At 71.1% G+C, this 12,026-nt stretch carries 13 protein-coding genes; 4 read left to right on the top strand and 9 right to left on the bottom strand.

Annotation, left to right across the window (positions count from 1 at the left end; all coding sequences use genetic code 11):
- Positions 1-9 precede the first annotated feature (9 nt).
- Together ACMT9T_RS01340 and fabG are read right to left on the bottom strand one after the other, a co-directional pair.
- On the bottom strand, positions 10-966 hold the full coding sequence (locus tag ACMT9T_RS01340; RefSeq protein WP_414743894.1) for a phosphotransferase enzyme family protein: 957 nt from the start codon (positions 964-966) through the stop codon (positions 10-12).
- A gap of 23 nt (positions 967-989) precedes the next feature.
- Entirely contained in the window at positions 990-1,700 is a 711-nt protein-coding gene (gene fabG / locus ACMT9T_RS01335) for a 3-oxoacyl-ACP reductase FabG (protein ID WP_414743893.1), read from the bottom strand.
- 119 nt (positions 1,701-1,819) lie between these two features.
- On the opposite strand from fabG, the gene ACMT9T_RS01330 reads away from it, so the two are divergent.
- Genes ACMT9T_RS01330 through ACMT9T_RS01320 form a run of 3 tightly spaced genes read left to right on the top strand, consistent with a single transcriptional unit; the run spans position 1,820 to position 3,374 of the window.
- Entirely contained in the window at positions 1,820-2,278 is a 459-nt protein-coding gene (locus tag ACMT9T_RS01330; protein WP_414743892.1) for a DUF3099 domain-containing protein, read from the top strand.
- Positions 2,275-2,532 (top strand): hypothetical protein, encoded by a 258-nt coding sequence (locus ACMT9T_RS01325; RefSeq protein WP_414743891.1) that lies wholly within the window; start codon positions 2,275-2,277, stop codon positions 2,530-2,532. The genes ACMT9T_RS01330 and ACMT9T_RS01325 overlap by 4 nt, the downstream gene beginning before the upstream one ends.
- A complete protein-coding gene (locus ACMT9T_RS01320; protein ID WP_414743890.1) occupies positions 2,529-3,374 on the top strand; it encodes an SURF1 family cytochrome oxidase biogenesis protein in 846 nt (281 codons plus the stop codon). Before ACMT9T_RS01325 ends, ACMT9T_RS01320 begins: the two co-directional genes overlap by 4 nt.
- Before the next feature lie 15 nt (positions 3,375-3,389).
- On the opposite strand, the gene ACMT9T_RS01315 is transcribed toward ACMT9T_RS01320, so the two are convergent.
- The 6 genes from ACMT9T_RS01315 to sufB form a co-directional block, all read right to left on the bottom strand.
- Positions 3,390-4,988, bottom strand: a complete 1,599-nt coding sequence (locus ACMT9T_RS01315; RefSeq protein WP_414743889.1) for an ABC-F family ATP-binding cassette domain-containing protein — start codon at positions 4,986-4,988, stop codon at positions 3,390-3,392.
- A gap of 223 nt (positions 4,989-5,211) precedes the next feature.
- Positions 5,212-5,547 carry a metal-sulfur cluster assembly factor gene (locus ACMT9T_RS01310; RefSeq protein WP_072174627.1) on the bottom strand — a complete coding sequence of 112 codons (336 nt, stop codon included), beginning with the start codon at positions 5,545-5,547 and terminating at the stop codon, positions 5,212-5,214.
- A complete protein-coding gene (gene sufC / locus ACMT9T_RS01305; RefSeq protein ID WP_053774582.1) occupies positions 5,544-6,314 on the bottom strand; it encodes a Fe-S cluster assembly ATPase SufC in 771 nt (256 codons plus the stop codon). The genes ACMT9T_RS01310 and sufC overlap by 4 nt, the downstream gene beginning before the upstream one ends.
- A gap of 13 nt (positions 6,315-6,327) precedes the next feature.
- On the bottom strand, positions 6,328-6,648 hold the full coding sequence (locus ACMT9T_RS01300) for a non-heme iron oxygenase ferredoxin subunit (RefSeq protein ID WP_015490400.1): 321 nt from the start codon (positions 6,646-6,648) through the stop codon (positions 6,328-6,330).
- Positions 6,645-7,871 (bottom strand): Fe-S cluster assembly protein SufD, encoded by a 1,227-nt coding sequence (sufD, locus tag ACMT9T_RS01295; protein WP_414743888.1) that lies wholly within the window; start codon positions 7,869-7,871, stop codon positions 6,645-6,647. The genes ACMT9T_RS01300 and sufD overlap by 4 nt, the downstream gene beginning before the upstream one ends.
- Positions 7,872-9,290, bottom strand: coding sequence for a Fe-S cluster assembly protein SufB (sufB, locus tag ACMT9T_RS01290; protein ID WP_053774584.1), 1,419 nt, complete (start codon positions 9,288-9,290; stop codon positions 7,872-7,874).
- 263 nt (positions 9,291-9,553) lie between these two features.
- Between sufB and ACMT9T_RS01285 the strand changes: the two genes are divergently transcribed.
- Positions 9,554-10,564, top strand: a complete 1,011-nt coding sequence (locus ACMT9T_RS01285; protein ID WP_414743887.1) for a COX15/CtaA family protein — start codon at positions 9,554-9,556, stop codon at positions 10,562-10,564.
- Positions 10,565-10,941: 377 nt separating this feature from the next.
- On the opposite strand, the gene ACMT9T_RS01280 is transcribed toward ACMT9T_RS01285, so the two are convergent.
- A complete protein-coding gene (locus ACMT9T_RS01280) occupies positions 10,942-11,862 on the bottom strand; it encodes a heme o synthase (RefSeq protein ID WP_414743886.1) in 921 nt (306 codons plus the stop codon).
- Positions 11,863-12,026: the final 164 nt, after the last annotated feature.

The raw sequence follows: 12,026 nt of genomic DNA, 5'->3' as shown, positions 1-12,026 counted from the left end.
ACGCGCCCGTCAGCCCGAGACGACGGCGCGGGCGATCTCCGCGAGCTGCGCGATGTTGGTCGGCATCCGCTCGCGCTCCGACGGCAGGCTCGCGAGGTGCGTGACGTTGTCGAGGTAGGCCAGGAAGATGAACGCGCCGAAGCGCTCGTCGGGCACGCCCGTGCTGCCGCCCGCCGCGGTGTAGGCACGGTGGAACTGGGCGCGCTGCCGGGGTGCGAGGTACATGATCGCGGCGGCGACGTCGAGGCCCGCCGGACCGAGGCCGCAGCGGTCGAAGTCGATGACGGAGACGCCCGTCGGCCCCTGGATCAGGTTCCCGGGGTGGTAGTCCCCGTGCACCATGATCGGCGGACCCGCCTCCGCGAGCGTGGCGCGCAGCTCCTCGACGGCGCCCGCGAGCGCGTCCGCGGTGGAACCGTCGGCCATGATGCCCGGATAGCCGTCCGCCAGGCGCTCGAGCCGCGTGCTCGCGTAGTCGGCGTCGTAGCGCCGCCGCTGGCCGGCGAGGACGACGGCCGCGGGATCCGCGCCCGCCGCGTGCAGGGCGGCCAGGGTCGCGGCGAACGGACCGGCGTCCGACGACGCGGGCAGGCTGCTCAGCATCTCGCCGTCGTGCCAGGTCAGCAGGCTCGCGAGTCGCCGCTCCACGCGCGCCCCGGACGCGTCGACGACGGAGCGGCCGAGCCCCACCTCGTCGTCGTCCGGGACGGGCACCTCGACCGTGGCCGTCCAGGATCCGTTGCGCGTGCGCTGCGGGACGGGCACCGAGGGCCCGCCGCGCGCCGCCAGCATCGCGAGCCAGTCGAGCTCGAGGTCGATCTCGTGCTGCTTCCGACGCGCGACGTGCAGGCGCAGCAGGTAGCGGGCCCCGCCGTCGACGTCGACGCGGTACGCATGGTTGTGCGTGGCCCCCAGCTCGGTGAGCGCGGCGGGACCCGGATCCCAGGCCGCCAGGAGGTCGGACACGGCGCTCTCCTCGTCGGGCGGCGTCAGTGGCCCATGCCGAGGCCGCCGTCGACGGGGATGACGGCGCCCGAGATGTACGCGGCCTCGTCGGAAGCTATCCAGGCGACGACGCCCGCGACCTCAGCGGCGGTGCCGTAGCGGCCGGCCGGGATGGACTTCCTGTACTCGGCCGCGGTCGCCTCGGGGAGCTCCGCGGTCATGTCGGTCTCGATGAAGCCGGGGGCCACGACGTTCGCCGTGATGCCGCGGCCGCCGAGCTCGCGCGTGACCGACCGCGCGAGGCCCACGAGGCCGCTCTTGGATGCCGCGTAGTTGACCTGGCCGCCGGATCCGTAGAGGCCGACGACGCTGGAGATGAGGACGATGCGGCCGAAGCGCGCCTTGAGCATGCCCTTCGACGCGCGCTTGACGACGCGGAAGGCGCCGCCGAGGTTGGTGTCGACGACCTCGGTGAAGTCGTCGTCGCTCATCCGCATCATGAGGGTGTCGCGCGTGATGCCCGCGTTGGCGACCACGACCTCGACGGGACCGTAGGCCGCCTCGACCTCGGTGAACGCGGCGTCGACGGACGCGGCGTCGGTGACGTCGGCGCGCACCGTGAGGCTGCCCGCGGGGCCCGCGCCGGAGCGGGCGGTGACGGCGACGCGGTGACCGCGGCGCACCATCTCCTCGGCGATCGCGAACCCGATCCCCCTGTTGCCTCCGGTGACGACGACGGTGCGTGCGGTGCTCATGGGGGACCTTCCATTACGGCTTGGAGGGGGCTTGCGGACTCGGACGAGCCTATCGGTGGCGCGGCGTACCCTGGTCTCGATGGGGCGCGCGACGCGCCCTCGAAGGACGCCATCCACCCATGCCAGCCCCGCAGCAGTCGGTCACCAGCCTCCCCCGGTCCCCGCAGGAGGACCGCCATGCCCGCATGGTCAAGTACACGATCGCCATGACCATCCGCATGGTCTGCATCCTGTCCTGCCTCTTCCTCCAGGGCTGGTGGCTGGCCCTCGCCGCGGTGGGCGCCATCGTGCTGCCGTACTTCGCCGTCATCCTCGCGAACGTCGGCGGCAACCAGGGCACCGCGGTCGAGCGACCGGGCGGCGTGGTCGTCGTGTCCGCGCGCCACTCCGGCTTCCCGCCGCCCGCCGAGCCGTACGCGCCCGCCGACCCCTTCCCGGCGACCGATCCCCGCATGTCGTCGGAGCCGTTCACGATGCCCGAGCCGTTCACCACGTACGAGACGGGTCGCGCCCCGGGCGCCGCCCGGCCGGCGTCCGCGGGCGACGCCCCGTCCCCCGGCTCCCCGGAAGCGGCGTGAGCGGGCTCGCCTCCTGGGGCCTCGGATCCGCGGGGCCGGAATCCGACGTCGTCGAGTGCTCGCGCGCGGGCTGCCGCGTCGACGCCGCGTGGCGCGTCGAGTGGCGGAACCCGCGCATCCACACGCCGGACCGCGTGAAGACGTGGACCGCGTGCGACGAGCACGTGGGGTTCCTGCGCGACTTCCTGGCCGGACGCGACTTCCCCGTGCGGGTCGCCGCCGTCGGCGCACCCGTCGAGGGGGCGATCGCGTGAGACGCTGGCGCTTCGTGCTCAACCGCAGGTGGGCGGGCTACCTCCTCGTGGCCGTGGTCTTCGCCATCGCGTGCGTGCTCCTCAGCCACTGGCAGTTCGCGCGTCGCGACGAGGCCCTCGCCGAGATCGCCAAGGTCGAGGACAACTGGGACCGCGCGCCCCAGCCGGTCGACCAGGTGCTCGGCGACACCTCGTCCTACGTCGACACGCAGAAGTGGACCCCCGTCACGATGACCGGCACCTACCTGGCCGACGACCAGCTGCTCGCGCGCAACCGCCCCTTCAACGGGCAGCCCGGCTTCGAGGTCCTCACGCCGCTCCGGCTGCAGGACGGCCGGGTCTTCGTCGTCGACCGCGGATGGGTGCCCATCGGCAACTCGCAGGACTCCCCCGACTCCGTCCCCGCGCCGCCCGCCGGCGAGGTCACGGTGACGGCGCGGCTGAAGGCGGGCGAGCCGGAGCTGCCGGGTCGCTCGGCGCCCGAGGGCCAGATCGCGACCGTCAACCTGCCCGACATCGCCCAGCGGGTCGGGTCGCCGACGTTCACCGGCGCGTACGGGCTGCTCATCTCCGAGGATCCCGCCCCCGCGGAGGCGGCCCCGTTCGCGACCCCGCGCCCCGAGGAGGACGAGGGCCCGCACCTCTCCTACGCGTTCCAGTGGCTCGTCTTCGCCATCATCGCGTTCGTCGGCCTCGGCGTCGCGATCCGCAACGAGTACCGCATCATCAACCAGGACGACCCCGAAGAGCAGGACCGCGAGCGGGCCCGTCAGGCCAGGCGTGCGCGGAAGCAGCCCTCGGACGCCGACGTCGAGGACCGCATCCTCGACGACGCGCGCTGATCCGCGCCGAGCGGGTCAGGCGAGCTCGATGAGGTCCATGTAGTCGGGGCTCCAGTGGTCCTCGGTGCCCTCCGGCATGATGAGGACCCGCTCCGGGTTGAGCGCCTCGACCGCGCCCGCGTCGTGGCTGACGAGCACGACGGCGCCGGAGTACGTGTTGAGCGCGCCGAGGATCTCCTCGCGGCTCGCGGGGTCGAGGTTGTTGGTGGGCTCGTCGAGCAGCAGCACGTTGGCGCCGGACACGACGATCATCGCGAGCGCCAGGCGCGTCTTCTCGCCGCCCGACAGCACGCCGGCGGGCTTCGCCGAGTCGTCGCCCGTGAACAGGAACGAGCCGAGGACGCGTCGCGCCTCCATCTCGGAGATGTCGGGCGAGGAGGACACCATGTTCTCCAGCACGCTGCGCTTCACGTCGATGGTCTCGTGCTCCTGCGCGTAGTAGCCCACGCGGAGGCCGTGGCCCGGCTCGAGCTTCCCGGTGTCGGGCTGGTCGACGCCCGCCAGGATCCGCAGCAGCGTGGTCTTGCCGGCGCCGTTGAGGCCGAGGATGACGACCTTGCTCCCGCGGTCGATCGCGAGGTCGACCGCGGTGAAGATCTCGAGCGAGCCGTAGTTCTTGCTGAGGTCGCTCGCCATGAGCGGCGTGCGCCCGCACGCGACGGGCTCGGGGAAGCGCAGCTTCGCGACGCGGTCGACGGCGCGCACCTCCTCGAGGCCGGAGAGCATCTTCTCGGCGCGGCGCACCATCTGGTGGGCGGCGGCGGCCTTCGATGCCTTCGCGCCGAACTTCGCGGCCTGCAGCTGGAGGACGCCCGCCTTCTTCTCGACGTTGGCGCGCTCCTTCTTGCGGCGCTCCTCGTCGGCGGCGCGCTGGCGCTGGTAGTGCTTCCAGCCCATGTTGTAGATGTCGATGACCATGCGGTTCGCGTCGAGGTAGAACACGCGGTTCACGGTGTCGCCGACGAGCTCCACGTCGTGGCTGATCACGATCAGGCCGCCCTGGTACCCCTTGAGGAACTCGCGGAGCCAGGTGACGGAGTCGGCGTCGAGGTGGTTGGTGGGCTCGTCGAGGAGCATCGTGTCCGCGCCCGAGAAGAGGATGCGGGCGAGCTCGATGCGCCGGCGCTGGCCGCCGGAGAGGGTGCTGAGGGGCTGGTCGAGGATCCGGTCGGGCAGGCTGAGGTTGCTCGCGATCGACGCGGCCTCCGCCTCGGCCGCGTACCCGCCGAGCGCGACGAAGCGCTCCTCGAGCCGGCCGTAGTCCTTCATCGCCTTCGACGAGACCTTGTCGTCGGTCGACGCCATGTCGAGCATCGCGCGCTGCATGTCGAGCGACAGCGTGCCGAGGCCGCGGGCGTCGAGGATGCGCGTGCGCGCGAGGTCCTCCGGGTTGCCGGAGCGCGGGTCCTGCGGGAGGTAGCCGATCTCGCCGGAGCGGTCGATGCGGCCGCCCGTGGGCTGGCCCTCCCCCGCGAGGATCTTGGTGAGCGTCGTCTTGCCGGCGCCGTTGCGGCCGACGAGGCCGATCTTGTCCCCCGGGCTCACCCGGAACGAGACGTCCTCCATGAGGACGCGGGCGCCGACGCGCAGCTCCAGGTCGTGTACAGCGAGCACGGTGAGAGGTCCTTCTGATCAGCGGATGTCCCACGGTCCGTGGGAGATGGGCGACCCGCAGCAGAGGGGGTCGAGCCCGGTCGGTCGAGGGCGTCCATCGGACCCGACCGGTCCAGTGTACGAGACGCCGGCGCCCGAGGGCTCCGGAGGGACGCCGGGACGCGACGACGGCCCCACCCGGGAGCGGGTGGGGCCGTCGTGGTCGAACGGCGCGGAGCGCAGGTCAGATGGAGAACCCGAGGGCCCGCATCATGTCGCGGCCGTCGTCGGTGATCCGCTCGGGACCCCACGGCGGCATCCACACCCAGTTGATGCGGAACGCGGCCACGACGCCGTCGAGCGCCTCCGCGGTCTGCTCCTCGAGCACGTCGGTCAGCGGGCAGCCCGCCGACGTCAGCGTCATGTGGATGATGAGGGCGTCGTTCTCGTCGTCCCACGCGAGGTCGTAGATGAGGCCCAGGTCGACCACGTTGATCCCGAGCTCGGGATCCATGACGTCCTTGAGCGCCTCCTCGACCTCGTCGAACTTCTGTGGGGAGAGCGTGCTCTGCGTGCTCACGCGGTCACCGTCGTGGAGGGCGTGAGGAAGCGGTCGTAGCCCTCCTCCTCGAGGCGGTCGGCCAGCTCGCGGCCGCCCTGCTCGGCGACGCGGCCCGCGACGAACACGTGCACGAAGTCGGGCTGGATGTAGCGGAGGATCCGCGTGTAGTGCGTGATGAGCAGGAGCCCGAGGCCGGTGTTCGCCTTCGCGCGGTTGACGCCCTCGGAGACGATCTTGAGCGCGTCGACGTCGAGGCCGGAGTCGGTCTCGTCGAGCACCGCGAACTTGGGCTTCAGCAGCTCGAGCTGCAGCACCTCGTTGCGCTTCTTCTCGCCGCCGGAGAAGCCCTCGTTGACGTTGCGCTCGGCGAACGCGGGGTCCATCTTGAGCGCCGCCATCGAGGTGCGGACGTCCTTGATCCAGCCGCGGATGGCCGGGGCCTCGCCGTCGATGGCCGTCTTGGCCGTGCGCAGGAAGTTCGTCGTGGTGACGCCCGGGATCTCGACCGGGTACTGCATGGCGAGGAACAGGCCCGCGCGGGCGCGCTCGTCGACCGTCATGTCGAGGACCTCGACGCCGTCGAGCGTGACCGAGCCGGAGTCGACGTGGTACTTGGGGTGGCCCGCGATGGAGTACGCGAGCGTGGACTTGCCCGAGCCGTTGGGGCCCATGATCGCGTGGATCTCGCCCTCGTTGATCGTGAGGTCGACGCCCTTGAGGATCTGCTTGCGACCCTGCTCGGTGTCGACGCTGACGTGCAGGTCGGTGATGGTGAGAGTTGACATGCGTGCGGTTCCTCTAGCTCTTCGGGGTGGTGTCGATGTGGATGTCGCCGTCCACGATCGTCACGGGGTAGACGGGGACGGGCTCGTAGGCCGGCAGCGTGCGCGGCTTGCCCGTCTCGAGGGAGAACTTGGACCCGTGGGCCCAGCACTCCAGGGTGTCGCCCTCGACGAAGCCCTCCGCCAGCGAGATGTCGCCGTGCGTGCAGGTGTCGCCGATGGCGTGCACCGTGCCCGAGGAGTCCTTGACGAGCGCGATGGCGAGGCCCTCGATCTCGATGCGGAGCGCCTCGTTCTCGCCCAGCTCGTCGACGGCGCAGATGCGGACGGCGGTCATCGGACGACCGCCCCGGTGGCGGTGCCTGAGCCCGTGGAGCCGCTGAGCTCCGCCTCGATGGCAGCCTGCAGCCGCTCCTCGAGGTCGGGGACGCCGATCTGCTGCACGATCTCGCTGAGGAAGCCGCGGACGACGAGGCGGCGGGCCTCTTCCTCCGTGATCCCGCGGGCCTGCAGGTAGAACAGCTGCTCGTCGTCGAAGCGGCCCGTGGCGCTCGCGTGACCGGCGCCGGCGATGTCGCCGGTCTCGATCTCGAGGTTCGGGACCGAGTCGGCGCGCGTGCCGTCCGTGAGGACGAGGTTGCGGTTCTGCTCGTAGCTGTCGGTGCCCGGCGCGGAGCGGCGGATGAGGACGTCGCCGATCCACACGGTGCGGGCGCCCTGGCCCTGCAGCGCGCCCTTGTAGGTGACGCGGCTGCGGGTGTTCGGGGCGTCGTGGTCGACGTAGACCTGCTGCTCGAGGTGCTGGCCGGCGTCGGCGAAGTACACGCCGAGGAGCTCGCCGTCGGCGCCTTCGTTGGAGAGGTGCGCGGAGGGGTTCACCCGGACGATGGATCCGCCGAGCGTCACCACCACGTGCTTGAGCTTCGCGTCCCGGCCGACGACGGCCTGGTGCGCGGCCAGGTGGCGCGCCTCGTCGTCCCACTGCTGCACGGTCACGACCGTCAGCTCGGCCTGGTCGCCGACGACGATCTCGACGTTCTCGGCGAGGGACGCGGATCCGGCGTTGTCGAGGATCACGACGCCGCGGCTGAACGGCGCGGCCGTGATGACCGTGTGCGCCGCCCGCGGGGTCGAGCCGAGCTCGGAGCGGCCGACCGTGACGGTGACGGGCTCCTCCCCCGAGACCTCGACGGCGAGCGCCTCGCCGAACGACGACCAGGCGTTGGCCTGGGCACGGTCCTCCGGCGCTCCCGCGGTGCCGACACGGGCGTCGTCGCGCGGGATCCAGGAGACGGACGTGCCGGCGGCCTCGGAGGTGGTGACCGGGTAGCGCGAGCCGTCGAGCTCACCCGAGATGAGGTCGTCGAGCCGGCGGACGGGCGTCAGCTTCCAGACGGCCTCGCGGCCGGTGACGGCGTCGAACGCCTCGACGTCCGTGGACGTGAAGCGCTCGGAGCGGGTCTGGATGGGGATGACGCCCCACCCCCCGTCGGTGTGCGCCCGGCTGCCGTGCTGGTCGGCGGGGACGGGGGCTTCTGTGGTGGCGAGTGGGGTCGTCATCTAGCCGACGGATCCTTCCATGCCCATCTCGATGAGCTTGTTGAGTTCGAGCGCGTACTCCATGGGCAGCTCTCGGGCGATGGGCTCGATGAAGCCGCGGACGATCATGGCCATGGCCTCGTCCTCGGGCATGCCCCGGCTCATCAAGTAGAACAGCTGCTCCTCGCTGACGCGCGAGACGGTGGCCTCGTGGCCGAGCTGCACGTCGTCCACGCGGATGTCGATCGCGGGGTACGTGTCGGAGCGGGAGATGGTGTCGACCAGCAGCGCGTCGCAGCGGACGGTGTTGGCGGAGTGGTGCGCCGCCGCGTCCACGCGGATCTCGCCGCGGTAGCCGGCGCGACCGCCGCCGCGGGCGATGGACTTCGACACGATCGACGACTGCGTGTACGGCGCCATGTGGACCATCTTCGCGCCGGCGTCCTGGTGCTGGCCGGGACCCGCGAAGGCGACGGACAGGGTCTCGCCCTTGGCGCGCTCGCCCATGAGGTAGATGGAGGGGTACTTCATCGTGACCTTGGACCCGATGTTGCCGTCGATCCACTCCATGGTCGCGCCCTCGGCCGCCGTCGCGCGCTTGGTGACGAGGTTGTAGACGTTGTTCGACCAGTTCTGGATGGTCGTGTAGCGGACGCGGGCGTCCTTCTTCACGATGATCTCGACGACCGCGGAGTGCAGCGAGTCGGACTTGTAGATGGGCGCGGTGCAGCCCTCGATGTAGTGGACGTAGCTGCCCTCGTCGGCGATGATCAGCGTCCGCTCGAACTGGCCCATGTTCTCGGTGTTGATGCGGAAGTACGCCTGCAGGGGGATCTCGACGTGCACGCCCTTGGGCACGTACACGAACGAGCCGCCCGACCACACGGCCGTGTTCAGCGCGGCGAACTTGTTGTCGCCCGCCGGGATGACGGTGCCGAAGTACTCCTTGAACAGGTCCGGGTGCTCGCGCAGCGCCGTGTCGGTGTCCATGAAGATGACGCCCTGGTCCTCGAGGTCCTTCTGGATCGAGTGGAAGACGACCTCGGACTCGTACTGGGCCGCGACGCCGGAGACGAGGCGCTGGCGCTCCGCCTCGGGGATGCCGAGCCGCTCGTACGTGTTCTTGATGTCGTCGGGCAGGTCCTCCCACGTCTGGGCCTGCTTCTCCGTGGAGCGCACGAAGTACTTGATGTTGTCGAAGTCGATGCCGGAGAGATCGGCGCCCCAGGTCGGCATGGGCTTGCGGCCGAAGAGCTCGTAGCCCTTCATGCGGTTGGCGAGCATCCACTCGGGCTCGCTCTTGCGCCGCGAGATGTCGGCGACGACCTCGGGCGAGATGCCGCGCTTGGCGGACGCGCCGGCGACATCGGAGTCGGACCAGCCGAACTCGTACTGCCCCAGGCTCTCGAGCTCGGGTCGGTCGATGAGCACATCTGACATGGCTACCTGCTTTCCTGACGATCTGGGCGTATCAGCGCCGTATCGGCATTCCCCCGCACGGCGACGCCGCTTCGGTGACGAGAGGAAGACTGTGGGTGTCCGGGATGCGGCGGCTTCACGCCTCGCACCCCTCTTAGGATGAACACGAACGCGGGTGGACTTGTTCCCGCCGTCCTCGCTGACGTGCCGGATGCTGCAAGCCCCGACGTGTTCCATGAACCACCCGATTCTACGGGCAATCCAGCGGGCGCGGAAGGCAGGCAGTGACTCACGGCACCGATGCGGGGCAGTCTCCCAGTGGGAGCGTGCTAGGTCAGACCACCATGGTGGCGAGGAGGCTGCGGGAGCGCCTGCCGGACGGGATCACGCGGGCCACCCGCGTCCTCGTCTGGACGACGCTCGTCGTGCAGACCCTCGTGGTCGGCACGGGCGGGCTGGTGCGCCTCACCGGCTCCGGCCTCGGCTGCCCCACGTGGCCGCGGTGCACGGCCGACTCCTTCGTCTCGACGCCCGAGATGGGCGTCCACGGCATCATCGAGTTCGGCAACCGCCTGCTCACGTTCCTGCTCGTGATCGTCGCGATCGCGACGTTCCTCACCGTCCTCCGGCTCCGGGGACGGGGGCGCGGCCTGTTCTCGCTCGCGCTCGCGATCGGCCTCGGGATCCCCGCGCAGGGCGTCATCGGCGGCATCACGGTGCTCACGGGCCTGAACCCGTACATCGTCGGCCTGCACTTCGTCGTGTCGGTGGTGCTCGTGGTGCTGTCGACCGTGCTGGTCTGGCGCACCTACCACCCGCACGACGAGGCGGAGCGCTCCGTGCCGTCGTCGTTCCTGACCCTCGCCCGCATCACCGCCGTCGTGGTCGGCATCACGATCCTCGTCGGCATCGTCGTCACCGGATCCGGCCCCCACGCGGGCGACCAGGGCGCGGCCCGCAACGGCCTGGACCCCGAGCTGCTGCAGCACGTGCACAGCTGGCCGGCCTACACGACGTTCGGCCTCACGATCGTCCTCGTCGCCATCGCGGCCCGGAACCGCTGGACCGCGGTCTCGCGCTGGACCCGGGCGCTGCTGGCGGTGGAGCTGGTCCAGATCGCCGTGGGCCTCATCCAGGCGCGCACCGGGCTCCCGGAGTTCCTGGTGGGCCTGCACATGGTGCTCGCCTGCCTGCTCGCCTCCGCGATGACGGCGACCCTGCTGAGCACCACGCGACGCGCCGACACGCTGCGCCTCACGCCCGCCGAGGTCCGGCGCTCCGCCCACGTGGCCTGATCCACCGCCCTCCTCCCCGACGCCCGCCCGAGCACCGCTCGCGGCGGGCGTCGTCGCGTGCGGGCGGTGCGCCGGACGGCCGGACGCAGTACCGCGGGTGGCAGCCGACGGCCGGTCCGCGCATGCGGTCGCGGGCCGGAGGAGACGGCGGCACGGGGCCAGCGGATCGAGGACGCCGGCACCCTCGGCGCCCGGCTGATCGCTCCGCTCGAGGGAGGTCGTCGACGACACCGGGCCGGCACCGCGGTGCGCGCCCTGGACGTGCCCGGATCCGGAGTTCAGGTGACACCTGTCGAGCCCGCGCGAGGAGCCCGCGGACGCCCGCCGGCTCAGAGGGAGCGGCCCACCGAGCAGGCCTCAGCCGTCGATGCCGGGCGTCAGAAGGGCAGCAGCGGGTCGATGCCCACCGCGAGGAAGAGCAGCGACAGGTAGGAGATGGACGCGTGGAAGACGCGCATCGGCTTGATGGGCTCGTGGCGCACCGCGAGGTCGTACAGGCGGTGCGTCTCGTATACGAACCAGCCGCCCCCCGCGAGCGCCGCGACCGTGTAGACGAGGCCCATGCCGGCGACCGGGATGAGCAGCAGCGAGCAGGCGAGCGTCGCCCACGCGTACAGGATGGTCTGGAGGCCGACGGCCGCGCGCCCGCGCACGACCGCGAGCATGGGCACGTTGACCGACGCGTAGTCGTCGCGGTACTTCATCGACAGCGGCCAGTAGTGCGGCGGCGTCCAGAGGAACACGATCATGAAGAGGATGACGGGCGCCCACGAGATGTCGCCCGTGACGGCGGCCCAGCCGATGAGCACGGGCATGCAGCCCGCGGCCCCGCCCCAGACGATGTTCTGCGGCGTGCGGCGCTTGAGCCACAGCGTGTAGACGAAGACGTAGAAGAGGATCGCGGCGAGCGAGAGCGCGGCGGCGAGCCAGTTGGAGATGACGCCCAGCCACACGATGCTGGCGACGCCGATGATCCACGCGAAGACGAGGGCCTCGCGGTCCGTCAGCTCCCCCGTGACGAGCGGGCGGCGCTGCGTGCGCTTCATGACCCGGTCGATGTCGCGGTCGATGTAGCAGTTGAACGCGTTGGCGCTGCCGGCGCTGAGCGCCCCGCCGACCAGGACGCCGAGGATGAGCCAGAGGTTCGGCCACCCGCCCTGCGCCAGGATCATGACGGGCGCGGTGGTCACGAGCAGCAGCTCGATGACACGCGGCTTCGTCAGTGCGACGTACGCCTTGGTCTTCCTCGCCACGCCGATCGTCTCCCGATCGACCCGGCTCTGCACCGCAACGTTCATCGCACCTCTAACTCGCCGGACATTCCGTCCCCATGGTAGGCCACGGCACCTGTGCGCCGAGCCGCGCGGGACCCGTCGGGACCGGCTCGGAACACCTGGGGCCAGGTGGGTGTTCCCTATACTGATAGGCGGTCCGGCTGGGCCTCCCCCCCATCTTCAGAAGG

This window comes from Clavibacter vidaverae (assembly GCF_047529985.1).
GTDB lineage: Bacteria > Actinomycetota > Actinomycetes > Actinomycetales > Microbacteriaceae > Clavibacter > Clavibacter nebraskensis_A.
This window is presented reverse-complemented; position numbering and strand designations above follow the sequence as displayed.